This is a genomic window from Streptomyces sp. BYX5S (genome assembly GCF_054724165.1).
This window is the reverse complement of sequence record NZ_CM138829.1, coordinates 7,743,662-7,768,842: the sequence shown is the minus strand read 5'-3', so window position 1 is coordinate 7,768,842 and position 25,181 is coordinate 7,743,662. Positions and strand designations below refer to the sequence as shown.

Sequence of the window (25,181 nt, the reverse complement as noted above, 5' to 3'; positions counted from 1 at the left end):
GAGCGCACCGTGTCCGAACCGTCCGCCGTGTTCGAGGACTTGCGGGACGAGAGCGAGGAACTCGACGCGCTCGTGGGGGAGTTGAGCCCCGAGCAGTGGGCCGCCCCGACCCCCGCACCCCGCTGGACCGTCGCCCACCAGATCGCCCATCTCGCCTGGACCGACCGTGCGGCCCTGCTCGCCATGAGCGACGCCGACGCCTTCGCGGGCGAGGTGCGCAAGGCGGTCGCCGAGCCGGAGTCCTTCGTCGACGACGGGGCGGAGGAAGGCGTCCGTCAGGGCCCGGCCGCACTGCTCACCGGCTGGCGGGAGGGGCGCGAGCGGTTGCAGAAGGTGCTGCGCGCCGCCGCGGCCGACAAGGCCCGGTTCCCCTGGTACGGGCCGCCGATGTCCGCCGCGTCCATGGCCACCGGCCGGCTGATGGAGACGTGGGCGCACGGGCAGGACGTGGCCGACGCCCTCGGTGTCGAACGGACGCCCACCGACCGGCTCCGGCATGTGGCGCGGATCGGCGTACGGGCCCGGAAGTTCGCCTTCGACGTGCACGGGGTGACCGCGCCTGTCGACGAGTTCCGGGTCGAACTCGTCGCGCCGGGCGGTGAGTTGTGGACGTACGGGCCGCAGGACGCCGCCCAGCGCGTCACCGGCACCGCGCTCGACTTCTGCCTCCTCGTCACCCAGCGCGCGCACCGCGCCGACGTCGACGTACGCGCCGAGGGCCCCGACGCCGACCGCTGGCTCGACATCGCGCAGGCCTTCGCCGGGCCGCCCGGGAAGGGGCGCGCGCCGAAGGAGGCCCGATGAGCGCGCCGCCCCTGCGGATAGGCAACGCCTCCGGGTTCTACGGCGACCGGTTCGACGCCATGAAGGAGATGCTGACCGGCGGCGAACTCGACGTCCTCACCGGCGACTACCTCGCCGAGCTGACCATGCTCATCCTCGGCCGCGACCGCATGAAGAACCCCGACCGCGGCTACGCCCGCACGTTCCTGCGGCAGTTGGAGGACTGCCTGGGGCTCGCGGTGGAGCGCGGGGTCCGCGTCGTGGCCAACGCGGGCGGCCTCAACCCGGCCGGACTCGCGGACGCAGTACGGGAGTTGGCGGTCCGGCTCGACGTTCCCGTGCGCGTCGCCCACGTCGAGGGCGACGACCTGCTCGGCACGGGCCGCTTCCCCGGCGCCCTCACCGCCAACGCCTACCTCGGCGGCGTCGGCATCGCCGCCTGCCTCGACGCGGGCGCCGACATCGTGGTCACGGGCCGGGTCACCGACGCCGCGCTGGTGAGCGGGCCGGCCGCCTGGCACTTCGGGTGGGCGGACGACGATTACGACCGGCTCGCGGGGGCGGTGGTCGCCGGGCACGTCCTGGAGTGCGGGGCGCAGGCGACGGGCGGCAACTACTCCCGGTTCGCCGACCGCGCCGCCCGGCTGGGCCGCCCCGGCTTCCCCCTCGCCGAGATCCACGAGGACGGCTCCGCCGTCGTCACCAAGCACCCCGGCACCGGCGGCTTCGTCGAAGTCGGCACCGTCACCGAACAGTTGCTGTACGAGACCGGGGGCGCCCGGTACGCGGGGCCCGACGTCACGGCCCGCCTCGACACCGTCCGCCTGGAACAGGCCGGCCCCGACCGCGTGCGCATCCACGGCGTCCGCGGCGAGGCGCCACCGCCCACCCTCAAGGTCGGCCTCAACCGGCTCGGCGGCTTCCGCAACGAGGTCGTCTTCGTCCTCACCGGGCTCGACATCGAGGCGAAGGCGGAACTGGTGCGGCGCCAGATGGACGAGGCGCTGCGCGCGGCGAAGCCGGCGCCCCGGGAGGTGCGCTGGGAGCTCTCCCGCACCGATCACGAGGACGCCGCGACCGAGGAGACGGCGAGTGCGCTGCTCCGGCTGGTCGTGCGCGACCAGGACGAGGGCGCGGTCGGGCGGGCCCTCAGCGGCGCCGCGGTGGAGCTGGCGCTCGCCTCCTACCCCGGCTTCCACGTCACCGCCCCGCCCGGCAAGGGGACCCCGTACGGGGTGTTCGAGGCGGCGTACGTGGAGCGCTCCGAGGTCCCGCACGTCGCGGTCCTCCCGGACGGGGAGCGGCGCGCCGTCCCCGTACCGGCGGGCCCGACGCTCCCGCTGGCCGCGGTCGACGAGCCCGCGCTGCCGCCGCCGTTGCCGGCGGGGCCGGTGCGGAGGGTGCCGCTGGGGCGGGTTGCGGGGGCGCGGAGTGGGGACAAGGGGGGTGACGCGAACGTCGGCGTCTGGGTGGAGACCGACGCCGCCTACCGCTGGCTCCTCCACACCCTCACCCCGACCCACCTCCAATCCCTCCTCCCGGAACTCACCACCGGGGCTCCTCAATCGCCGGAGGGGCTTGAGGGTGCCACCGAGCCGCCTGCTCAATCGCCGCAGGGGCTGGAAAGTGTCACCGAGCCGTCTGCTCAATCGCCGCAGGGGCTTGATGGGCCCACCGAGCCGCCTGAGTCGGGGACACATCAAGCCTCGCCGGCGATTGAGGCGCGGGGGCCGGGGCGGAGCCCCGTGGCCGCAACCACGGAGCCGTCTGCTCAAGCGCCGCAGGGGCTGAAGAGCGCCACGGAGCCGCCTGCTCAAGCGCCGCAGGGGCTGGAAGGGCCCACCGCGCCGCAGGCCACCCGTGGACTCACCGTCACCCGCCACGCGCTCCCCCACCTCCGCGCCGTGAACTTCGTGATCAAAGGCCTCCTCGGCGAAGGCGCCGCGTCGAACGCCCGGTTCGACCCCCAGGCCAAGGCCCTCGGCGAATGGCTCCGCTCCCGCCACCTCGACATCCCGGAGGCCCTCCTGTGACCGTCCTGGCCAGCACCCTGGACACCCGGTCCGACGACTACGCCACCCACCGCACCGCCCTCCTCACCAAACTCACCGCCCTCGACACCGAACACGCGAAGGCCGTCGCGGGCGGCGGCGAGAAGTACGTACAACGCCACCGCGGGCGCGGCAAACTCCTCGCCCGCGAACGCATCGAGCTGCTGCTCGACCCCGACACCCCCTTCCTCGAACTGTCCCCGCTCGCCGCCTGGGGCAGCGACTACACCGTCGGCGCCTCCCTCGTCACCGGCATCGGCGTCGTCGAGGGCGTCGAGTGCCTGATCACCGCCAACGACCCCACCGTGCGCGGCGGCGCCAGCAACCCGTGGTCGCTGAAGAAGGCCCTGCGGGCGAACGAGATCGCCCGCGTCAACCGCCTCCCGGTGATCTCGCTCGTCGAGTCCGGCGGCGCCGATCTCCCCTCCCAGAAGGAGATCTTCATCCCCGGCGGCGGCATCTTCCGCGACCTCACCCGGCTCTCCGCCGCCGGTATCCCCACCGTCGCCGTCGTCTTCGGCAACTCCACCGCCGGAGGCGCGTACATCCCCGGCATGTCCGACCACGTGATCATGGTGAAGGACCGGGCGAAGGTGTTCCTCGGCGGGCCGCCGCTGGTGAAGATGGCGACCGGCGAGGAGAGCGACGACGAGTCGCTGGGCGGCGCCGACATGCACGCCCGCGACTCCGGCCTCGCCGACCACTTCGCCCTCGACGAGCAGGACGCGATCCGCCGGGCCCGCCGCGTCGTCGCCCGCCTCAACCACCGCAAGGCGTACGCGGATCCGCCCCTCGCCGAGCCGCCGAAGTACGACCCGGAGGAACTCCTCGGCATCGTCCCGGGGGACCTGAAGGTCCCCTTCGACCCCCGCGAGGTCATCGCCCGGATCGTCGACGCCTCGGACTTCGACGAGTTCAAGCCGCTGTACGGGGCCTCCCTCGTCACCGGATGGGCCGCCCTGCACGGCTATCCCGTCGGCATCCTCGCCAACGCCCAGGGCGTGCTGTTCAGCGAGGAGTCGCAGAAGGCCGCCCAGTTCATCCAGCTCGCGAACCAGCGCGACATCCCGCTGCTCTTCCTCCACAACACCACCGGTTACATGGTCGGCAAGGAGTACGAGCAGGGCGGCATCATCAAACACGGCTCGATGATGATCAACGCCGTCTCCAACTCGCGCGTCCCGCACCTCTCCGTCCTCATGGGCGCCTCGTACGGCGCCGGGCACTACGGCATGTGCGGGCGCGCCTACGACCCCCGCTTCCTGTTCGCCTGGCCGAGCGCCAAGTCCGCCGTCATGGGGCCGCAGCAGCTCGCGGGCGTCCTGAGCATCGTCGCCCGCCAGTCCGCCGCCGCGAAGGGACAGCCGTACGACGAGGAGGCCGACGCCGGGCTGCGCGCCATGGTCGAGCAGCAGATCGAGGCCGAGTCGCTGCCGATGTTCCTGTCGGGGCGGCTCTACGACGACGGGGTCATCGACCCCCGCGACACCCGCACCGTGCTCGGCATCTGCCTGTCCGCGATCCACACCGCACCGTACGAGGGCGCCCGCGGCGGCTTCGGCGTCTTCAGGATGTGAGGGCCCGCCCCATGACCCGCATGATCTCCTCCGTCCTCGTCGCCAACCGCGGCGAGATCGCCTGCCGTGTCTTCCGTACCTGCCGCGACCTGGGCATCCGTACCGTCGCCGTGCACTCCGACCCGGACGCCGACGCCCTGCACGTCCGCGAGGCCGACCTCGCGGTACGGCTCCCGGGCGCCACCCCCGCCGAGACGTACCTGCGCTCCGACCTCGTCGTGAAGGCCGCGCTCGACGCGGGCGCCGACGCCGTGCACCCGGGCTACGGCTTCCTCTCCGAGAACGCCGACTTCGCGCGCGCCGTCGCCGACGCGGGACTGACCTGGATCGGGCCGTCGCCCGACGCGATCGAGGCGATGGCGTCGAAGACGCGCGCCAAGGAACTCATGGGCATCGCGCCCCTGGAGGCCGTGGGCGAGGGCGATCTGCCCGTCCTCGTGAAGGCCGCCGCCGGGGGAGGCGGGCGCGGCATGCGGGTCGTACGGGAACTCGGTGCGCTGGAAGGCGAGTTGGAGGCCGCCCGTGCCGAGGCGCTGGCCGCCTTCGGTGACGGTGAGGTCTTCGTCGAGCCGTACGTCGAGGGCGGCCGCCACGTCGAGGTGCAGGTCCTCGCCGACGCGCACGGCACGGTGTGGGTGCTCGGCACCCGGGACTGCTCGCTCCAGCGCCGTCACCAGAAGGTGATCGAGGAGGCGCCCGCGCCGGGGCTCGCCCCCGAACTCGTAGGAGAACTAGACCGGTTGGCCGAGCGGGCCGTGCGCGCCGTGTCGTACACCGGCGCGGGCACCGTCGAGTTCCTCGTGGCCGACGGAGCCGCGCACTTCCTGGAGATGAACACCCGGCTCCAGGTCGAACACCCCGTCACCGAGGCCGTGTTCGGCCTCGACCTCGTCGCGCTGCAACTGCGGATCGCCGAGGGCGAGGCGCTCGACCCCCGGCCCCCGGCGCCACGTGGGCACGCCGTCGAGGCCCGCCTGTACGCGGAGGACCCGGCCGCCGCGTTCGCCCCGCAGACCGGGACACTGCACCGCCTGCGCGTACCGGAGGCCGTCCGCCTCGACACCGGGTACACCGACGGCGACGTGATCGGCGTGCACTACGACGCCATGCTCGCCAAGGTCGTCGCCCACGCCCCCGCCCGCGCCGCCGCCGTCCGCGCCCTCGCCGGCGCCCTGGAACGGGCCGCCGTGCACGGCCCCGTCACCAACCGCGACCTCCTCGTACGCTCCCTGCGCCACCCCGAGTTCGCGGACGGCCGCATGGACACCGGGTTCTACGACCGCCACCTCGACGAGCTGACCGCGCCCGCCGAGGACCCGTACGCCCCGCTCGCCGCCGCCCTCGCCCAGGCCCGCGGCCGCTCCCGGTTCGGCGGCTTCCGCAACGTCCCCTCGGGGCCGCAGCACCGGCGCTACCGCAGCGAGCCGGGCGGCACCGAGTACGACGTCCACTACCGGCACACCCGCACCGGCCTCGCGGCCGACGGCGACGTGACCGTCGTACGGGCCGCGGCCGACCACGTCGTCCTCGAAGTCGGCGGCGTACGCCGGAAGTTCGAGGTGGCCGCCCACGGCGACCGGGTGTACGTGAACGGTCTCGCGCTCACCGCCCTGCCCCGCTTCACCGATCCCAGCGAGCAGCGCGCCCCCGGCTCCCTGCTCGCCCCCATGCCCGGCACCGTCGTCCGCGTCGCCGAAGGGCTGACCGAGGGCGCCGCCGTCACCGCCGGGCAGCCCCTGATCTGGCTGGAGGCGATGAAGATGGAACACCGCATCGTCGCCCCCGCCTCCGGAACGCTCACCGCCCTGCACGCCGCCGTCGGCCGCCAGGTCGAGGTCGGCGCGCTGCTCGCCGTAGTCCAGGAGGAACAGTCGTGAACGCTCCCGCCGCTCCCGTCCTCGAAACCGAAGAGCACCAGGCACTGCGCGCCGCCGTCGCCGCGCTCGGCAAGCGCTTCGGCCGCGACTACCTGACCCGCGTCACCGACGCCGGGGAACACCCCGACGAGCTGTGGACGGAGGCCGCCAAGCTCGGCTACCTCGGCGTCAACCTGCCCGAGGAGTACGGGGGAGGGGGCGGCGGCATCGCCGAACTGTCCGTCGTCCTGGAGGAGTTGGGGGCCGCCGGATCGCCCCTGCTCATGATGGTGGTGTCGCCCGCGATCTGCGGGACGGTCATCTCCCGGTTCGGCACCGACGCCCAGAAGCGGGCCTGGCTGCCCGGCCTCGCCGACGGCAGCCGCACGATGGCCTTCGGCATCACCGAACCCGACGCGGGCTCGAACTCGCACCGCATCACCACCACCGCCCGCAAGGACGACGACGGCTCGTGGGTGCTGAACGGGCGCAAGGTGTTCATCTCCGGCGTCGACATCGCGGACGCGACACTCATCGTGGGGCGCACCTCCGACGCCCGCACCGGCAGGCTCAAGCCGTGCCTGTTCATCGTCCCCCGCGACACCGAGGGCTTCGGGCGGCGCCGGATCGAGATGGAACTCCACGCGCCGGAGAAGCAGTTCGAGCTGACCCTCGACGACGTACGGCTGCCCGCCGACGCGCTCGTCGGCGACGAGGACGCCGGACTGCTCCAGCTCTTCGCCGGACTCAACCCGGAACGCGTGATGACCGCCGCGTTCGCCATCGGCATGGGCCGGTACGCGCTCCGGCGCGCCGTCGCGTACGCGCGCGAGCGCACCGTGTGGCAGGCCCCCATCGGCTCCCACCAGGCCGTCGCCCACCCGCTCGCGCAGATCCACATCGAGCTGGAGCTGGCCCGCCTGATGATGCAGAAGGCGGCGCGGCTGTACGACGCGGGCGACGACATCGGCGCCGGGGAGGCCGCCAACATGGCGAAGTTCGCCGCCGCGGAGGCGTGCGTGCGGGCCGTCGACCAGGCGGTGCACACCCTCGGCGGCAACGGCCTCACCCGCGAGTTCGGCCTCGCCTCGCTGATCACCGGGTCGCGGGTGGCACGCATCGCGCCGGTCAGCCGGGAAATGATCCTCAACTACGTCTCCCACCAGACCCTGGGCCTGCCCAAGTCCTACTGAGCCGAGGAGCGCATCGCATGGCCGTATCCGCACCGACACCGGTGGTGGGGCGCGCGCACGCACGCGGCATCACCACGCTCGCCCTGGACTCGCCCGCCAACCGCAACGCCCTGTCGTCGACGCTGGTCGGCGAGTTGAGGCAGCGGCTGAGCGAGGCGGAGCAGGACCGCGACACCCGGGCCGTCGTCCTCACCCACACCGGCGGCACGTTCTGCGCGGGCGCCGACCTGCGCGACCCGCCGGACCCCGGCGTCCTCGTGGCACTGCTGCGGCAGATCGTCGAGCTGGCCAAGCCGGTGGTGGCCCGGGTCGACGGACACGTACGGGCGGGCGGGCTCGGCCTGTTGGGCGCCTGCGACCTGGCGGCGGCATCGCTGGGGACGTCGTCCTTCGCCTTCACCGAGGTACGGATCGGGGTCGCGCCCGCCGTCATCTCGATGCCGCTGCTGCCGCGCCTCGACCCGCGGGCGGCGGCCCGCTACTACCTGACCGGGGAACGGTTCGACGCGGCCGAGGCGGCGCGGATCGGGCTGGTCACGGTGGCGGGGGACGACGTGGACGCGGCGCTGGAACCCGTCCTCGCGGGGATGCGCAAGGCGTCGCCCGAGGCCCTGGCCGAGACGAAGAAGCTGCTCACGGTTAAGGTCCTGGAGGCCTTCGACCGGGACGAGGAGTCGCTCACGGCGCTTTCCGCGCGGCTGTTCGGCTCCCCGCAGGCCCGCGAGGGCATGACGGCCTTCCTCGAACGACGGGACCCCGCATGGGTGTTGTGACGCTGCCGAAGCAGGACCGCTCGCGGGCGACGCGGCAACGGCTGCTGGAGTCCGCCGTGGCGTGCCTCGCCGAGCACGGCTGGTCCGGCTCCACGGTCTCCGTCGTCGCCGAGCACGCCGGTGTCTCGCGGGGCGCGGCCCAGCACCACTTCCCGACCCGCGAGGACCTGTTCACGGCGGCCGTCGAGTACGTGGCCGAGGAACGGTCCACCGCCCTGCGCGCCCTGCGTCCCCAAGGGCGGGCGGAGGCGGTGGCCGCCCTCGTCGACCTCTACACCGGGCCGCTGTTCCGCGCGGCGCTGCACTTGTGGGTGGCCGCGTCCAACGAGCCGCAACTGGGGTCGCGGGTCACCGAGCTGGAGGCCCGGGTGGGCCGGGAGACGCACCGCATGGCGGTGGAGCTCCTGGGCGCGGACGAGTCCGTCCCGGGGGTCCGGGAGGTCGTCCAGGGCCTCCTCGACATGGCGCGCGGCCTCGGCCTCGCGAATCTCCTCACGGATGACGGGGCGCGCCGCGAACGGGTGGTCTCCGAGTGGACGACCCTGGTCGAGGCCGCCCTCCCCTGACACCCCCCGGCGGTTACGCCCCCGGGGCTCCGCCCCGGACCCCGCGCCTCAAACGCCGGCGAGGCTGAATTAGTCCCCGACCAAGCCTTCCAAGCCCCTGAGGCGATTGAGCAGCCGACTCGGTCGCTTTCTCCAGCCCTTGTTGCGATTGGGCAGCCGGTTGGGTGGGCCTTTCAAGCCCCTGCGGCGCTTGAGCAGACGGCTCGGCGACACTCTCCAGCCCTTGGGCGCTTGAGCAGCGAGTGCCGGGCACTATCAAGCCCCTGCGGCGATTGAGCAGCGGGGTCCGGGGCGGAGCCCCGGGGCCGTAACCGTGGGGGTTACCGGGCGATGGCGTCGTAGCCGTCGATGTCCCGCGGCGGCCGGGACGCCGGCCCCACGTACCGCGCGGAGGGCCGCACAAGCCGCCCCGTCCGCTTCTGCTCAAGAACATGCGCCGCCCACCCCGCAGTCCTCGCACACGTGAACATCGACGTGAACATGTGCGCCGGCACCTCCGCGAAGTCCAGCACGATCGCCGCCCAGAACTCCACGTTGGTGGCCAGCACCCGATCCGGCCGCCGCGCATGCAACTCCGCCAGCGCCGCCTTCTCCAACGCCTCCGCCACCTCGAACCGCGGCGCCCCCAACTCCCGCGCCGTCCTGCGCAGCACCCGCGCCCGCGGGTCCTCCGCCCGGTACACCCGGTGCCCGAACCCCATCAGTCGCTCACCCTTGTCGAGCGCCTTGCGGACGTACGCCTCCGCGTCCCCGGTCCGCTCGATCTCCTCGATCATGCCGAGCACCCGCGACGGCGCCCCGCCGTGCAGCGGCCCGGACATCGCCCCGACCGCCCCGGACAGCGCCGCCGCCACATCCGCCCCGGTCGACGCGATGACCCGGGCCGTGAACGTGGAGGCGTTCATGCCGTGCTCGGCCGCCGACGTCCAGTACGCGTCGACCGCCGCCACATGCTTCGGGTCCGGCTCCCCGCGCCACCGCTTCATGAACCGCTCGACGACGGTCTCCGCCGTGTCGATCTCCCGCTGCGGCACCATCGGCAGCCCCTGCCCGCGCGCGGACTGCGCGACGTACGACAGGGCCATCACGGCGGCGCGCGCGAGGTCGTCGCGGGCCTGCGCCTCGTCGATGTCGAGGAGCGGCCGCAGGCCCCACACGGGCGCCAGCATGGCGAGCGCCGACTGCACGTCGACACGGATGTCACCGGAGTGCACGGGGATCGGGAACGGCTCGGCGGGTGGCAGACCGGGGTTGAAGGCGCCGTCGACGAGCAGCCCCCAGACGTTCCCGAAGGACACGTGACCGACGAGGTCCTCGATGTCGACGCCGCGGTAGCGAAGGGCGCCGCCCTCCTTGTCCGGTTCGGCGATCTCCGTCTCGAACGCGACGACACCTTCGAGGCCGGGGACAAAGCCGGGGGTGAGGTCGGACATCAGGCGGCTCCTCTGGATGCGTGGGCTTGATGAATGGCTGCGTGCTGCGTGCTGCGTGGGTTGTGCGTGTGCTTACGTCGTACCCGCGTGACGGATGCGCGGTCGCGTGCGACTCGCGCTCCGGGGCGGTACCCCCGTGATGCCCCATCAGGCGGGCGGCTCAACCGTTTCGGCACCTGGAACATAACCCTGCGTGCCACAGTTTGCGAGGGTTCGCGGCACTGAGTGCCATGTTTCACCTTGCGTGCGCCCGCACCCGCCCGTCCGGCAGGATGTCGCCGTGAGCGACCACGACGACCCCCGACTCGACCTCGCCGGCATGCGTGAGCAGTACCGCGCCCCGGACGGCGGCCTCCTCGAGGGTGACCTCGCCCCGCATCCGATGGAACAGTTCACGCGCTGGTTCAAACAGGCGGCGGCCCCCGGTTCCCCGCTGCCCGAGCCCAACGCGATGGTCGTCTCCACCGCCGACGCCGAGGGCCGCCCCAGCTCCCGCACGGTGCTGCTGAAGTCGTACGACGACACGGGCTTCGTCTTCTACACCAACTACAACTCCCGCAAGGCGCACGACCTCTCCGCGAACCCGCACGTCGCGCTGCTCTTCCCCTGGCACCCGCTGGGCCGTCAGATCCTCGTCACCGGCACCGCGCGGCGCACCTCGCGGGCCGAGACGGAGGAGTACTTCCACTCGCGGCCGCACGGTTCGCAGCTCGGGGCGTGGGCCAGCGCGCAGTCGTCGGTGGTGGCCTCCCGCGAGGAACTCGACGCGCGCTACGCGGATCTGGCCCGCCAGTACCCCGCCGACGCGCCCGTCCCGGTCCCGCCCCACTGGGGCGGCTACCGCGTCACCCCGGACACCGTCGAATTCTGGCAGGGCCGCGCCAACCGCCTCCACGACCGCCTCCGCTACACCCCAACCCCCACCTCAACCTGGCACATCACCCGCCTCAGCCCCTAACCCGACCAAACCCCGCCTCCACTTCGTGCGGCCGGACCCACCTCAAGCCCCGCCTCCGCTTCGTGCGGCCGGGCCCACCTCAAGCCCCCGCGGCGATTGAGCGGCGGGGTCCGGGGCAGAGCCCCGCGGCCGCACCCACGGAAGCCGCCTGCTCAATCGCCGCAGGGGCTTGAAAGCCGCACCTCGACCGCCGCAGAGGTCCGGAAAACGAACCCGCACCGGGGCCCCGCCCCTACCGCTCCGCGAGGACCCCGTCCAGAAACGGCTCAATCGCCTCCCGCCACGCCTCCGGCTGGTCGTAATGCACGAGGTGCCCCGCATCCCCCACCTCCGCATACACCCCCCGCGGCAACACCCGCACCATCTCCTGCGCCTCCGCCCGCCCCAACTCCCCGTCCAGCCCCCGCAACACCATCGCCGGACACCGCACCCCCGCCAGCTCCTCCCAGTGCGCGTCGTACACCCACGTCGACCGCGCCGCCAGCATCTGCCGCCGCGAGAACACCGGCCGCCACCCGTCCGCCGTCTCCGTCATCACCTCCGCGTAGAACTCCCCGCGCGCCGGATTGGGCCGCTCCACCCAGGGATCGTCCTCCCCGAACCACTTCCGCACGTCCGCGAGCGTCGCGAACGGCAGCGGCCAGGACTTGAACCAGTCCTCCCACTCCCGCTGGGAGGCCGCCCCGAGCGCGGAGGCCCGCATGTCGCAGATGACGAGGCCGCGTACGAGGTCGGGACGGCGCGCGGCCAGCTGCCACGCCGTGAGTGCTCCCATGGAGTGCCCGATCAGCACCGCCGGCGCCAGCCCCAACTGGACCAGCGCCGCCTCCGCGTCCAGGACGTACGCGTCCCGGTCGAACGGCCCCTGCGGCGGCTTGTCGCTCTGGCCGTGCCCGCGCTGGTCGAGCGCGACGGCCCTATGTCGCTCGGAGAGCCACCGTGCCGTGCCCGCCCAGTGGGAGGCCCGCCCCATGAGCCCGTGCAGCAGCAGGACTCCGGGACTGTGGCCGGCCTCGCCCGTCTTGGGCGGGTCGGCGAACTCCCAGGCGGCCAGATGAATCCCGCCTGCTCCGGTCACGTCGATGCGCCGAGCCATAGGCCCTGGCACCCCCTCGTGGTCGCGCCTGCAGTCGCGTACCCGCGCACGCTATCGAACCTGTTTTCGAAAGCGCGTCGCTCTCGGACAACACCCCTCGTTTGAGTGACATGACTCAAGGAATGACCGGCGCTGTCGAGGGGATCTCTTCAGCGGGAGGCGGACCGCTCGGGGAAATCGGTCCGAGGGGAGCGACCCTGGGAGCTCGGGGCTCCGGGTCGCAGCAGGGGAGGACAGGCCCCGGCGCCGCAAGGCGCCGGGGCCCTCTGTCTGTGGTGCGGCGACCGACACCGCACTCCGTGTACCTCGGACCTCCCGCGTCCCCCAGGCCCGTCGCGCCCCGAACGGCCGATCCATACGGCCCCCTCTGGTCATATGCCTCACGCGACAGCCTTGCACGCCGAGCGTCCGACCGCTGCGGTTCCGCACAGTGAATCTTGATTCCTGCGCGGAAGTGCAGCATGTGCGGATAGAAGTCAACTTTCCCGCACGGCGCGGAAGTTGACGCCCACCCCGCTGGGGCCCCCGCGTACCGTCAGCGCTTGGCGACGAAGACGTGCGAGGCGATCTCCGCCTCCAGCTCCGCGGCCTCGCCGCTGCTGCCGACGAGCACCCCGCCCGGCGACTGCGTCACGCTCACCACCGAACCCGGCTGTACGCCCGCCCGGCGCAACGTGTACATCAACTGGGCGTCCGTCTGGATCGGCTCGCCGATGCGCCGCACCACGACCGTCTTGCCGTCGGCCCCCGGGTCGAGGTCGGACAGCGAGACCATGCCCTCGTCCAGGAACGGGTTCGCCCCGTCCTTCTCGCCCAGCTCCTCCAGGCCCGGGATCGGGTTCCCGTACGGCGACTCCGTCGGGTGCCGCAGCAGCTCCAGGACGCGGCGCTCCACGGCCTCGCTCATGACGTGCTCCCAGCGACACGCCTCCGCGTGCACCTGCTCCCACTCCAGGCCGATCACGTCCACGAGCAGACACTCGGCGAGCCGGTGCTTGCGCATCACGCGCGTCGCCAGCCGGCGGCCCTCGTCCGTCAGCTCCAGATGGCGGTCGGCCGCCACGGCGACCAGACCGTCCCGCTCCATGCGGGCCACGGTCTGGCTGACGGTCGGACCGCTCTGGTCGAGCCGCTCGGCGATCCGGGCGCGCATGGGGACCACACCTTCCTCTTCCAGCTCGAGGATGGTGCGGAGGTACATCTCCGTGGTGTCGATCAGTCCGGACATACGTGCCCCTCGTGTAGCTCTCTAGCTCCGCGGCAGCTCCGCTGGCTGACCGCGCAGCGCGTGCGCTGGCCCTTGAACCCAGAACTCAATTCTGACGCATACCGCTGACAACCGTGACGCGCCAGGGGAACACCGGGATCCACGGGGCCGTGAGGTGTATTGACAGAGCACTGGTCCAGACCGCACCGTGATCCGCGACCCGGGCTCGACCCGGCTCTCCAGGACCCAGACCCAAGGGGCACGCCGATGAGCGAGAGCAAGCTGGCCGCGCAGTACCTCGACGCCTCCATCGGGCTCCTGGAGCGGATCCGGGACGAGGAGGCGGGCGGCATCGCCGCCGCCGGCACCCTGCTCGCCGACACCGTCGCCGCGGGCGGCCGCCTCTTCGCCTTCGGCGCCGGGCACTCCGGGCTCGCCGCCCAGGACGTCGTCTACCGGGCCGGCGGCCTCGCCCTGATGAACCTGCTGTCGGTGCCGGGCACGGTCGGCGTCGACGTCATGCCGGCCACGCTCGGCTCCGCCCTCGAACGGGTCGACGGGCTCGCGGCGGCCGTCCTGGAGGCCAGCCCCGCGCGGGCCGGCGACGCGCTGGTGATCATCTCCCTGTCCGGGCGCAACGCGCTCCCCGTGGAGATGGCGCTCAGCGCCCGCGCCGCGGGCCTCAAGGTCATCGGCGTGACCTCCCTGTCGTACGCCACCGGGCCCGACGCCCCCACGTCCCGGCACTCCTCCGGCACCTACCTGCGCGACCACTGCGACGTCGTCCTCGACTCCAAGATCGCGATCGGTGACACCGAGCTCACCCACGAGGGCGTCGACGCCCCCTTCGCGCCCGCCTCCACGGTCACCGCCAGCGCCCTCATGCAGGCGACCCTCGCGACCTGCGCCGCCTCCCTCGCCGACCGCGGCATCCAGCCGCCGCTGCTGCGCTCGGGGAACGTCGACGGCGGCCACGAGTGGAACGCCAAGGTGTTCGCCGAGTACGGCGACCGCATCTTCTACCGCCACTGACCCGCCCCGAAGGAACGGCCCCGCCGCCCGGCCCTACCCGTCGGCCGTCGCCCACGCCAGGTCCACCGAGGCGGCGATCCGTGCCGCCACGCTCTCCGCGTGCACGGCGTCCCCGCGTTCGAAGCCGACCCGGCTGGCGCTGCGCAGAAACGTCACCACGCCCAGCGTCCGGCCCCGGCTGCGCAGCACCGCGCACAACGCGTACACCGTGCCCTCCGGCCACTGCCGGTCCGCGGCCCACTCCGCGCGCCCCGCGCCCTCGGCCACGTCCGCCGCGGCCCGCACCGAACCCGCCCGCTCCACGCACTGCAACGCCGGATGCCCCGCCGCGTACCGCACGGGCAGCGCGCCCCGCGTCACCAGCAGGCTCGGCCCCGGCGCCCCCGACGGCGTGGCCGCCGCCCGCACCAGACGCAGCGGCTCCTCGCTCGCCACCAGGTCGATCACCGCGTGGTCGGCGAACCCGGCGAGCGCGAAGTCCAGGTGCACCGTCGCCGCCTCGGCCGGGTCCTCGCACTCGGCGGCCGCCCGCGCCGCGCGGTGCAACTGCTGCGACCGGAACCGGAGCCCCGTGGCCTCCTGCTCGCTCTGCTTCGACTCCGTCACGTCCTGGAACAGCCAGCCCACACCCAGCGGCACCGGCTCCTCCGCCAGCGGCGACGCCAGCCGTACGAAACCGCTGCGCCAGCACCGGCGCTCCTGACGCCCGCCGCCCTCACCGGGCCGCCGCAGCGTCACCCACACCTCCGTCGGGGACGGCGGCGGGCCCTCCGCGAGCACATGGGCGAGCGCGCTCTCCAGCTCCTCCACGCCCTGCCCGACGAGATCCCCGAGCGGCCGCCCCAGCACGGCGCTGCGCCCGGCGCCCAGGGCCCGCGCCGCGTGCGCGTTCACCACGGCGGGCCGCAGATCCGCGTCCACGAGCACGACACCCCAGGCGGCGTCCTCGAACAGCGCCTCGCTCAGGGCGATGGACCGCTCCAGATCGATCTGCGCGTGCACCTCGCTGAAGGCGCAGTACACCCCGGCGGGCTTCCCGTCGGGCCCGCGCACGGCGGCCGACTGCGTCCGCACGAGCACCCGCCCGCCCTCCTTGGTGAGCAGCGCGAACTCGTTCACCTGCCGCCCCGGAGCGTGCATCGCGGCGAGCAGCCGCCCCTGCACCTCGTCCGCGTCGGCCGGTCGCACGGCCCACCCCGCGAACCCGCGCCGCCCCACGGCCTCCTCGGCCGACCAGCCGAGCACCCGCTCGGCCTCCCGGTTCCAATGGGTCACGACCCCATCGGCGTCGAAGGCGCACAACGCGGCGTCCATGCCGTCCAACAACGCGGCCAGCAGATCGGCCCCGTCCGGCTCGGGCTCCTCGGGCCCGAGCGCATCGGTGGTCCCACTACGCCGGGAAGCACTCACCTGGAACCCCCTGCAGGCTGCGTCGGCGCGACGAATTCCTCGTACTGCTTCAGATCATTCAACTCGAACGTGACGCATCCCACACGGACTTCACGCAAGTTCGGAGAATCGGAAGACCACATGGAACCAGCATGCAACGCATGACCACACTGCCCGACGGCCGCCCTGTCCCGCCCGTGCACGCGGACGAACGCGCCACCCTGGAAGGCTGGTTGGACTTCCTCCGACGCCCTCGCCCAATGGCGCACGGAGATCGCCCGCTCCCGCGCCCTCACGCCCGCTACAACGGCCACGCGGACCTCCTGCGGGAGGCGGATCGGCGGGGGCGTGACGGCGGGCTCGGGCGCCTCGTGGGTCGCAGGCGGGCCGGGGAAGGTCGCGTAAAACCGGTTGAAGGCCGCGAGCGGGCTTTCTAGGGTGGCTCGTACACGAGAAGGGAGGTGGTTCGGCAGATGTATGGATACCGGACGCGTGAGGTGACTGCGGGCTAGCGGCCCGACGTCGCATCTCGAATTCGGCGCCGGACCAGCACGTGTGTTGTGCGTGCAGCCGGCCCTATTCCCAAGCAGTCACCCGACCCGCGAGCCGCCGGTACGTCCGGCCGGCTTCCGACCGTCTCGTACGGGAGGAACCACGGCTCGCGGGTCGTCTGCGTCTACCCCTTGCTCACCGCCATCAGGATCTCCGGCAGGCGGTGTGCCGTGCGTGGGGCCGCGAGGCGCAGGCCGAGGAAGGTGGCCGCCGCGCCGTACGCCGCTCCGACGGGCAGGAGGATCCAGGCCCAGGAGGACGCTCCCGACGCGTGCAGCGTGATCGCCAGGGCGAGGACCGGGGCGCACAGGAGGGCCGCCGCGACCATGCCGCCGAAGATGGAGATCCAGGCAAGACCCGCCTGGCCGGGCGCCACGTTCTTGTAGCCCTCCTGCGGGATCGAGTACGGGAAGCGCGCCGAGGTCCACGCGCCGGTCGCGAGCATCGCGCCGAGCAGCGCGTAGGAGAGGCCGAGGACTTCGGGGAGGTCGGGCCAGGCGTCCAGCATCGCCGTGGTGACGACCGTGACGAGCGTGGCGTACGGGAGTGTGATCAGCAGCAGGGCGTACGCCCGCGCGCGCAGTTCGGCGCAGGCGTCCTTCGGCGACGCGATCGTCATCGCCACCATCCAGAACGCCGAGGTGTCCTGGCCGAACTGGTTGTACATCTGGATGCCGAGCATCCCGGAGGCGAAGCACGCGAAGTAGACGGTGCCGGTGCCCTGGAGGGCGTTGAAGACGGGGACGATCAGGCCGATGGCGAGGGACGTGACCCACGCGGCCTTCGTCTTCGGGTCGCGCCACACGTAGCGCAGGCTGCGCTCCATGACCGTGCCGGTGCGGCCCTCCGGGAGGAGGCGTCGCCGGGAGGAGGGGGCGCGGCGGCGCGGCGCCGACGCCTCGATGGTGGAGCTGTCCGGGGCGGTCATCAGGCGGGTCAGGGCGCGGCGCCAGAGCGTGAGCAGCGTCAGCAACGCCGCCGCCGACAGCGCCAGTTGCGCGATGGCCGTGCCGTACGCCGCCCGGCTCGCCGCGTCGACCGCCGCGATCGCCGAGGCCGGCGGGATCCAGCCGAGGACCTTCGCCACCGGGTCGAGCGCGCCCACGCCGCCCGCCGCGCCGAGCCGCTGCACCCCGAAGTTGACGAGCTGCGCGCCCACCGCGATGACGAGGCCGCTCAGGACGGCGAGGTCGCGGCCCTTGCGGCTGGTGAGCAGGCGGATGTTGGCGGCGGCCACGGTGCGGGCGAGGGCGACGCAGGTGAGGACGGTGAGCGGGACCGCGAGCACCGCGACCACCGCGCCCGCCGCCCCGTGGGCCACGGCGTACGCGGCGCCGAACGCGAGGCAGAGCGTGAACAGGGGGCCGATGCCGACGAGTGAGGCCACGAGGAGGCCGCGGACCAGGGGGTCGGGGCGCAGCGGGAGCATCGCGAGGCGGGTGGGGTCGAGGGTTTCGTCGCCGCTCGGGAAGAAGAGGGGGAGGACGGCCCAGCCGAGGGCGAGGAGGGTGGTGAGGGGGAGGCCGACGGTGGCGGCGTGCGGGTGGCCGTGGAGGAGGAGCAGGCCGAGGAGGAGCAGGGCGGCGAGGAGGGTGGCCGCGAGGAGTGAGGCGAGGTAGGCGGCGCGGCGGCCGGTGGATTGGCGGAGGCCGTTGCGGAGGAGGGCGAGCTTGAGCCGGACCAGGGTCGTGGTCATGCGTGGGGCCGCTTCTCGGCCTGCGCCGGGCTTGCGCCCGCGGGGCTCTGCCCCGGACCCCGCTCCTCAATCGCCGGAGGGGCTTGAATGGGTGGGGCTGGACTGGTGTTGCCCAGCCAGTCCAGTGTGCCCTCGCCGGGGCGGTCGTGGGCGCCCACGAGTTCGAGGAAGGCTTCCTGGAGGGAGTTCGCGTGGCCGCGGACGGTGGTCAGGGGGCCCTGGGCGCGGATGCGGCCCGCGGCCATGACCGCGACCCAGTCGCACAAGGACTCCACCAGTTCCATGACGTGCGAGGAGAAGACGACCGTCGCGCCGGAGCGTGTGTAGCGTTCCAGGACGCCGCGGATGGTCTGGGCGGAGACGGGGTCCACGCCTTCGAACGGTTCGTCGAGGAAGAGGACTTCGGGGTTGTGGAGGAGGGCCGCCGCGAGGCCGATCTTCTTGCGCATGCCGGTCGAGTAGTCGACGACGAGTTTGTGGCCGGACCCGGCGAGGTCCAGCACGTCGAGGAGTTGCGCCGCCCGCTTGTCGACCTCCGCGCCGGGCAGTCCGCGCAACCGGCCGGTGTACGCGAGGAGTTCGCGGCCCGAGAGGCGCTCGAAGAGGCGCAGGCCCTCGGGGAGGACGCCGATGCGGGCCTTGACCTCGGCGGGGTCGGCCCAGACGTCGTGGCCGGCGACGTGCACGGTGCCCTGGTCGGGGCGGAGCAGGCCGGTGACCATGGAGAGCGTGGTCGTCTTGCCCGCCCCGTTCGGCCCGACGAGGCCGATGAAGCGGCCCGCGGGGAGGGCGAGGTCGATGCCGGCGACGGCGGTCTGCTGCCCGAACGACTTCCATAGGTCGTGTACGCGTACCGCTGCGGTTTCCTCGACCGGGGTCAACTGTGCCCGCCCTTCGTCTCGTTCGTCCGTCTGCGCACGATACGTCGACCGGGGGCGGGGCACAGGGAGGCGTGCCTCGACAGGCCCTAGCGTCGGCCCTCGCGGCCGCACGCGTACGCCAGCGGGGAGATGAGTTCCTCGGCGTCCGGGAGCCAGCGGTTGGCGGCGGTGGGGCGGCAGGCCCACTGGACGGCGCCCTGGCTGCCGAAGCGGGTCGGGGGAGCGGCGACGTAGCCGCCCTCGCCGAGCGCGACGAGGTCGAGGGAGGCCGGGGGCCAGCCGAGCTTGCGGACGAGGTCGGGCACCTTGAGCGTGGCGCCGGGCAGGACGAAGAACTGCATGCGGCGGTCGGGCGTGCAGGTGACCGGGCCGAGCGTGAGCTCCATGCGCTCCATGCGGGCCAGGGCGAGGAAGCCCGCGGTCTCCGGCACGTCGATCGCGTCGAACGTGCGACCCGTGGGGAGGAGGATCGAGGCGTTCGGCTGCTTCGACCACAGGCGGCGGGCCACGGTCGCGCTGCCGGTCGCCTGTGTCGCCCAGTCGGGGCGCGCGGGGTGCGCGCCGGGGGCGGGGCACTGGGGGGAGGCGCACGAGCAGCGCTGGACGCCGTCGCCGCTCTCCAGCCAGGTGCCCGGGAACACGTCCCAGTGCCGCTCCTCCGCGTAACGGACGGCGCAGTCCAGGAGGGATTCGCCGCGTTGCTGGGGGATCTGCCCGGCGGCGGTGACCGATGCAGTGACGTCCGGGGTGCCTGTGATGGTCTCTTCCACGACGTTCTCAACTCCCGCCGCCACGGAGGGTTACGGGCGCACGCGAGGGCAGGGCGGGAGCATCGTTCCCGCATGTGGGGCGCATGGGTGCACGGGTGGGGGCGCGTGGGCGAGGCGGCAGCGGGTCCTGGGTAGTGCCGGGAGACAGCGCGAACGACGACGCGGCGGGACGGCGTCACACGGGCGTGTGTTTGACACCCGTTTGTGGTGCATCTTCCGTTTCCGCCCAGGGCAGTGATGATCCAACGACCGGCTGTTGACCGGCAGTCGGACACCGGACGGGCACAGCAGGGGGTACGTCATGGCCGCACGGCCTCTCGTAGCGCGACAGCCCAATGAACGGCTGCAGGCGCTCATTCAGGAAGCGGGCTGTTCGAACGCGGGACTCGCACGCCGGGTCAACATGTGCGGTGCGGAGCACGGGCTCGATCTCCGCTACGACAAGACATCCGTGGCGCGCTGGCTGCGCGGGCAGCAGCCGCGCGGCAGGGCGCCGGGCATCATCGCGGAGGCGCTGGGCCGCAAGCTCGGACGCACCGTGACCATCGACGAGATCGGGATGGCGAACGGGAAGAACCTGGCGTCCGGGGTCGGGCTCCAGTTCTCGCCGACCGTGCTCGGCGCCATCGAGCAGGTCTGCGAGTTGTGGCGCAGCGACGTGGGGCGCCGGGACTTCCTCTCCGGATCCTCCGTCGCCTCGTCGGCGCTCGTCGAGCCGAGCCGCGACTGGCTGATCTCCGTGCCGGACTCGCAGGTGGCGCGGACGGCCGGGCCGCGGGTCGGGCCCTCGGACGTGGCGGCGGTGCGGGCGATGACGCAGGCGCTGACCGACCTGGACCACCAGTACGGCAGCGGGCACGTCCGCCCCGTGGTCGTGCACTACCTGAACAGTGTGGTGAGCGGCCTGCTGGCCGGGTCGTACCGGGAGGCGGTGGGGCGTGAACTGTTCTCCGCCGTCGCGCGGTTGACCGAACTCGCCGGGTACATGGCGATCGACACCGGGCAGCCGGGGCTCGCCCAGCGCTACTACATCCAGGCGCTGCGCCTCGCGCAGGCGGCCGGTGACCGCGGTTACGGCGGGTATGTGCTGGCGGCGTCCATGAGTCATCTCGCGGCGCAGCTCGGCAACCCCCGGGAGATCGCCCAGCTCGCCCGCGCGGCTCAGGAGGGGGCGCGCGGGCGCGTGACGCCGCGCGCTGAGGCGATGTTCCACGCCGCCGAAGCGCGCGGCCACGCGCTCCTCGGGGACGCGAGGTCGGCGCAGTCCTCCTCCAGCCGCGCGGTCGCCGCCATGGAACAGGCCGACGGGCGCACCGGCTCCGGGGACGACCCGGTGTGGATCGCGCACTTCGACCACGCCTATCTGGCCGACGAACTGGCGCACTGCCACCGGGACTTGGGGCAGTCGCGGGACGCGGCCCGGTGCGCGCAGGAGTCGTTGGACGGGCACCCGGAGTCGCGTGCGCGCCGGCGCGCGATCGGCCTCGTGCTCCTGGCGACGGCCCAGGTGCAGCAGCGCGAGGTGGAACAGGCCTGTCACACGGGACTTCGGGCCGTCGAACTCCTCGGCACGGTGCGCTCGAACAGGGGCGCCGAGTACCTGGACGACTTCAGGGACCGGCTCGATCCGTTCCGGGAGGAGCCGGTGGTGCGGGAGTTCGGGGCGCGCATGGAGCTCCAGGCGGCGTGAGCTGCGCGAATCCGCGACCGCTTGTGGCGTGAGATGTGTCATAACGGGCAAGCCGGCAACCGGTTTTGTTACTCCCGTCACTGGGGAGGCTTCCGGAGTTTGAGGTGCGTAGCACGGGCGTACGAAGACCCGGTAGCGTGAGCCGACGATTCCGAAGGTCCCCCATATGTAGGAGTCCCGGTGACGGAGCAGAGCGGACAGAGCGGGCAGGGCGAGCGCCCGCACCTTCCGCAGGCGCGGCAGGCGCACGAGGGTGTGGTGCTGCCTGCCGACGGCGGTGAGCCCCTGTTGCCGGGCACGTTCGGCGACCAGGCGGGCCCGGCGGGCGCGAGCCCGTGGGGCCAGCCCTGGGGCCCGGAGTCCCAGCAGGCGCACAGCGCCGGACCGATGCCGACCTACGACGGCCCCGCTCCCACCTACGAGTGGGGCCGGCCGCAGGGCGCCGCGCCGATGCCGCCCGCGCCGCAGGCCCCGGGCGCGCTGCCGCCCCAGTCCTACGGCGGCGCGCTGCCCCAGCAGCCGTCCGCGCACGCGCTGCCGCAGCAGCACGCCGAGGCGGGCCCGCTGCCGCCCGCGGCGCCTTCGGGCCCCGCTCCCGGCGCCTACGACGGGGACGCCACGCAGTACCTGCCGCCCGCGGCCCAGCCGCAGCAGGCCTACGCGCAGCAGCAGCCCCACCCGCACCAGCCCCAGCAGGGCGGGCACGCGGCGGGTCCCGGGCTTCCGCCGGAGGCCCCCGCGCCGGACGCCACCCAGTTCCTGGGCCGCGTCGCGCAGCCGCTTCCCGACGCCGCCCCGCCCGGCTACGGGGCTCCGGGAGGCGCCTCCGACGGCGACGCCACGCAGTACATCCCGCCGGTGTCCGGGCAGCCGATGCCCGGCCAGCCCGGTCAGCAGATACCGGGCCAGCAGATGCCGGGTCAGCCGGCGCCCCCGCAGCAGCCGGGCTACGGCGTGCGCCCCGGTGCGCCCGGTGACCGGCAGCCGCCGGCCGAGTTCGACGCCCTGTTCCGTACGGAGCCGGAGACCGCCGCCGCGTCGACGCAGCAGATGCCGCGCTTCGACCCGACCGCCCCCGCGGGCCCCGGCGGCCCGTCCATGACGCCGCCCCCGCAGCAGTACGGGTACGAGCCCGAGCCCCCGCGCGGCGGCAAGGCCCGCACCGGCTCCAAGGTGCCGCTGATCGCGGCCGTCGGCGTGGCCATCCTCGTCGTCGGTGTCGGCGCGGGCGCCATGCTCAGCAGTGGCGGGGACGACGACAAGAAGACCGAGGCGACGAAGAACGTGTCGAACTCGGCGCCCGCCTCCGAGTCGGCCTCGCCGTCCGCGGACCCGGTCAAGGCGCAGGCCGCCGAGCTCGACAAGCTGCTCGCCGACTCCAACAACAGCCGTTCCGCCGTGGTGCGTTCGGTCGCGAACATCGGCGGCTGCAAGGCGCTGCCGCAGGCATCGAAGGACCTGCGCGCCGCGGCGGGCCAGCGCAACGACCTGGTGACGCGCCTCGGCTCGCTCCAGGTCGACAAGCTGCCCGACAACGCCCGCCTCACCGCCGCGCTCACCGCCGCCTGGAAGGCCTCCGCGTCCGCGGACGACCACTACGCGAAGTGGGGCGACCAGGTCGCCGCCAAGAAGGGCGCCCTGTGCAAGAAGGGCCACGCCAGGGCGACGTCCGAGCGCCGCGCCGGTGACGCGGCGAGCGGCACGGCGTCCACGCAGAAGCAGCAGGCGGCGAAGTTGTGGAACCGGATCGCGAGCAAGTACGGCCTGACGCAGCGCTCGGCCGTCCAGCTCTGACCCGCGGGAGCGCTACGAGACCTTGGTGAGCGTGTCCGTCACGTCCACCGAGGTCCTCCTCGTCGCCTTCAGCCGGCCCTCGACGACCTTCTGGAAGGTGACCCGCGCGTTGACCAGCCGCGGGAAGTCGCCGGCCGTGGACATGCGGTCGTAGCCCCAGCGCAGCGGCGGCGTCAGCCCGCCCGTCGTCACCTTGAGGTCGTTGTCGAGGGCGGTGTGCACGGCGCGCGAGGTGACCGGGTGGTCGCCGAGCGAGGCGACGACCTGGCGCAGCACCTCGTACGCGATCCAGGTGGTCTGCACGCCCGCGTCCGTCGGATCGATCCGGTTGTCGCCGAAGGCCTGCTCGTTGATCGCCCGGTTCATCGGGTCCCAGCGCGCGTCGTCCGCCGCCGGGTACCAGCCCGTGACGTACGACCCCTCGTAGGGGCTGCGCGGGCCTCCGGTGCGGTTGACGGTGGACTGGTCGATGCTGCCGAGGACGGTCGCGGTGCGCACCGAGGGGTAGTCGTCGCGCAGCCGCCGGAACGAGTCGAAGAACGTGCTCGTGCGCTCCCCGAGCACCGCGGCGACGCAGCCCGCGCCCTGCGGCGCCCGGCTCGCGGTGTCGAGGGCGCGGCGGGCCTGGTCCGCGTAGTCGGTGGCGTCGTCGGCGGCGAGCACGTCGATGGCCGCGGGGCGCTCGCGCAGCGCGAGACCGGAGTCGAGGAGCGGCGCGAGCTGGTCGCCCGCGATCGAGTCGGGGCGGATCAGGACGGTCCGGGCGCAACTCTCGGACAGCTGCTCCCCGTTGCCCGCGAGCAGGGCGGGCTGGCCGCCGTTGACCGGGTACGACAGCGGGCTGGTGAACTCCGCCTCGGTGGCGCCGTAGCCGCCGATGTAGGGGATGCCGGCGGACTCCAGCGGCGGCAGGAACGCGTTCGCGTGCTGGCTGTACGAGCCGACGACCGCCACGACGTCGTGCTCGACGGCGGAGCGGGCGCAGCGGGCGGCGTCCACGCTGTCGTTGTGGTCGTTGCAGGTGAGGACCTTCAGGGTGCGGCCGCCGATGCCGCCGTGGGCGTTGATCCAACGTGCGTACGCCCGCGCCATGGCGGGCATGCCGGGCATGTTCGTCGCCCTGGTCTTCTCCGGGGCCCAGGTCATGACGGTCACCGGCCGTTCCCCGGCGCCGCCGGCGTCGTCGCTGGGGACGAGCCCGCACCCGGCGAGCAGGACGGCGCTCAGGAGCACGGCCGCGGTGCGTATGTGGCTCATGAGGCCGCACGATTCCGCCGTGCCGCCAACGGTCGAGTGACCCGCGGTCAACGCCTGGTGACGATGAGGTGAATTACGGGGGTCCTGAGGGGCCCGGGTGGCCGGGACGTACGATCGATGACCGTGCAAACCTCGGACAAGTCTTCCCGCCGCGGCCGTCGCTCCACGAAGATGGGCGGCATGCCACTCAACGACATGCCGTGGTGGCGCTGGCGCAGCAACGTGCGTTCCGCGCTGCACATGCTCTCCGACCCGGCGTTCCAGCGGGACGTCTGGCACGCGGGCGTGGACGGATACGGGGACGTGACCGACGCCGTGTACCGCCTCGTCGAGGACACCTGGCTGGACAACTGGTCCGCGGAGAAGTACGTCGGCACGATCTTCCGGGACTCCCAGGAGGCGGCCCTCGTCGACACGGCGGTGCTGCGGGTCCTGCGGATCATGCACCAGGTGGGTCCCGACGCCCCCGTCGCCGCGTACCTCGACCACGAGGGCTGGCCGGAAGCGGTGCGCGCGGCGCGGGACGCCCATGTGAGGCTCGCCACGAGCGACGGCGAGGACCCGGAGACGGCCCCGCAGTCCCTGGAAGTGCTGCGCATCATGACGCGGGCGGCCTAGCGCGTCGTG

The 25,181-nt window shown here is 73.2% G+C and carries 20 protein-coding genes; 12 read left to right on the top strand and 8 right to left on the bottom strand.

Annotated features, from left to right (window positions below; translation table 11 throughout):
- Nucleotides 1–9 precede the first annotated feature (9 nt).
- The 7 genes from ACYBSK_RS35040 to ACYBSK_RS35010 are packed head-to-tail and all read left to right on the top strand — an operon-like array spanning nt 10 to nt 8,799.
- Entirely contained in the window at nt 10–804 is a 795-nt protein-coding gene (locus ACYBSK_RS35040; protein ID WP_460244505.1) for a TIGR03084 family metal-binding protein, read from the top strand.
- Complete coding sequence (locus ACYBSK_RS35035) at nt 801–2,816, top strand: acyclic terpene utilization AtuA family protein (protein WP_460244504.1); 2,016 nt, start codon at nt 801–803, stop codon at nt 2,814–2,816. Before ACYBSK_RS35040 ends, ACYBSK_RS35035 begins: the two co-directional genes overlap by 4 nt.
- Nucleotides 2,813–4,411, top strand: coding sequence for an acyl-CoA carboxylase subunit beta (locus tag ACYBSK_RS35030; RefSeq protein WP_460244503.1), 1,599 nt, complete (start codon nt 2,813–2,815; stop codon nt 4,409–4,411). The genes ACYBSK_RS35035 and ACYBSK_RS35030 overlap by 4 nt, the downstream gene beginning before the upstream one ends.
- A gap of 20 nt (nt 4,412–4,431) precedes the next feature.
- Nucleotides 4,432–6,288, top strand: a complete 1,857-nt coding sequence (locus ACYBSK_RS35025; RefSeq protein WP_460247156.1) for an acetyl/propionyl/methylcrotonyl-CoA carboxylase subunit alpha — start codon at nt 4,432–4,434, stop codon at nt 6,286–6,288.
- Entirely contained in the window at nt 6,285–7,460 is a 1,176-nt protein-coding gene (locus tag ACYBSK_RS35020; RefSeq protein ID WP_460244502.1) for an acyl-CoA dehydrogenase family protein, read from the top strand. Before ACYBSK_RS35025 ends, ACYBSK_RS35020 begins: the two co-directional genes overlap by 4 nt.
- 17 nt (nt 7,461–7,477) lie before the next feature.
- A complete protein-coding gene (locus tag ACYBSK_RS35015) occupies nt 7,478–8,233 on the top strand; it encodes an enoyl-CoA hydratase family protein (protein ID WP_460244501.1) in 756 nt (251 codons plus the stop codon).
- Complete coding sequence (locus ACYBSK_RS35010) at nt 8,221–8,799, top strand: TetR/AcrR family transcriptional regulator (RefSeq protein ID WP_457481266.1); 579 nt, start codon at nt 8,221–8,223, stop codon at nt 8,797–8,799. The genes ACYBSK_RS35015 and ACYBSK_RS35010 overlap by 13 nt, the downstream gene beginning before the upstream one ends.
- A 320-nt stretch (nt 8,800–9,119) precedes the next feature.
- Here the strand turns inward: ACYBSK_RS35010 and ACYBSK_RS35005 are convergent, their stop codons facing one another.
- Nucleotides 9,120–10,232, bottom strand: a complete 1,113-nt coding sequence (locus ACYBSK_RS35005) for a citrate synthase 2 (protein ID WP_460244500.1) — start codon at nt 10,230–10,232, stop codon at nt 9,120–9,122.
- 280 nt (nt 10,233–10,512) lie between these two features.
- Here ACYBSK_RS35005 and pdxH point away from each other — a divergent pair, with 280 nt between their 5' ends.
- A complete protein-coding gene (pdxH, locus tag ACYBSK_RS35000; RefSeq protein ID WP_457481264.1) occupies nt 10,513–11,190 on the top strand; it encodes a pyridoxamine 5'-phosphate oxidase in 678 nt (225 codons plus the stop codon).
- Between the two features lie 232 nt (nt 11,191–11,422).
- Here pdxH and ACYBSK_RS34995 read toward each other — a convergent pair whose 3' ends face one another.
- Both ACYBSK_RS34995 and ACYBSK_RS34990 read right to left on the bottom strand, forming a co-directional pair.
- The gene (locus ACYBSK_RS34995) at nt 11,423–12,286 is read right to left on the bottom strand and encodes an alpha/beta fold hydrolase (RefSeq protein ID WP_457481263.1); all 864 of its coding nucleotides are present in this window, start codon (nt 12,284–12,286) and stop codon (nt 11,423–11,425) included.
- Nucleotides 12,287–12,821: 535 nt separating this feature from the next.
- Entirely contained in the window at nt 12,822–13,514 is a 693-nt protein-coding gene (locus tag ACYBSK_RS34990) for a metal-dependent transcriptional regulator (RefSeq protein WP_327662146.1), read from the bottom strand.
- Between the two features lie 246 nt (nt 13,515–13,760).
- On the opposite strand from ACYBSK_RS34990, the gene ACYBSK_RS34985 reads away from it, so the two are divergent.
- The gene (locus ACYBSK_RS34985) at nt 13,761–14,525 is read left to right on the top strand and encodes an SIS domain-containing protein (protein WP_460244499.1); all 765 of its coding nucleotides are present in this window, start codon (nt 13,761–13,763) and stop codon (nt 14,523–14,525) included.
- Between the two features lie 33 nt (nt 14,526–14,558).
- Here ACYBSK_RS34985 and ACYBSK_RS34980 read toward each other — a convergent pair whose 3' ends face one another.
- From ACYBSK_RS34980 to ACYBSK_RS34965, 4 genes are all read right to left on the bottom strand, one after another.
- Nucleotides 14,559–15,935, bottom strand: a complete 1,377-nt coding sequence (locus ACYBSK_RS34980; RefSeq protein WP_457481261.1) for a PAS domain-containing protein — start codon at nt 15,933–15,935, stop codon at nt 14,559–14,561.
- A gap of 655 nt (nt 15,936–16,590) precedes the next feature.
- On the bottom strand, nt 16,591–18,162 hold the full coding sequence (locus tag ACYBSK_RS34975; protein ID WP_460244498.1) for a transporter: 1,572 nt from the start codon (nt 18,160–18,162) through the stop codon (nt 16,591–16,593).
- A complete protein-coding gene (locus ACYBSK_RS34970; protein WP_460244497.1) occupies nt 18,159–19,043 on the bottom strand; it encodes an ABC transporter ATP-binding protein in 885 nt (294 codons plus the stop codon). Before ACYBSK_RS34970 ends, ACYBSK_RS34975 begins: the two co-directional genes overlap by 4 nt.
- Before the next feature lie 86 nt (nt 19,044–19,129).
- Entirely contained in the window at nt 19,130–19,813 is a 684-nt protein-coding gene (locus ACYBSK_RS34965) for a bifunctional DNA primase/polymerase (protein ID WP_460244495.1), read from the bottom strand.
- A 301-nt stretch (nt 19,814–20,114) separates the two neighbouring features.
- Between ACYBSK_RS34965 and ACYBSK_RS34960 the strand changes: the two genes are divergently transcribed.
- Nucleotides 20,115–21,503, top strand: a complete 1,389-nt coding sequence (locus ACYBSK_RS34960; RefSeq protein ID WP_457481257.1) for a transcriptional regulator — start codon at nt 20,115–20,117, stop codon at nt 21,501–21,503.
- 180 nt (nt 21,504–21,683) lie between these two features.
- Complete coding sequence (locus tag ACYBSK_RS34955; protein WP_460244494.1) at nt 21,684–23,297, top strand: flagellar basal body-associated FliL family protein; 1,614 nt, start codon at nt 21,684–21,686, stop codon at nt 23,295–23,297.
- Between the two features lie 12 nt (nt 23,298–23,309).
- On the opposite strand, the gene ACYBSK_RS34950 is transcribed toward ACYBSK_RS34955, so the two are convergent.
- Entirely contained in the window at nt 23,310–24,554 is a 1,245-nt protein-coding gene (locus ACYBSK_RS34950) for an ABC transporter substrate-binding protein (protein WP_460244493.1), read from the bottom strand.
- Between the two features lie 117 nt (nt 24,555–24,671).
- Between ACYBSK_RS34950 and ACYBSK_RS34945 the strand changes: the two genes are divergently transcribed.
- The gene (locus ACYBSK_RS34945; RefSeq protein WP_457481254.1) at nt 24,672–25,172 is read left to right on the top strand and encodes an SCO4402 family protein; all 501 of its coding nucleotides are present in this window, start codon (nt 24,672–24,674) and stop codon (nt 25,170–25,172) included.
- The last annotated feature ends 9 nt before the right edge of the window (nt 25,173–25,181 follow it).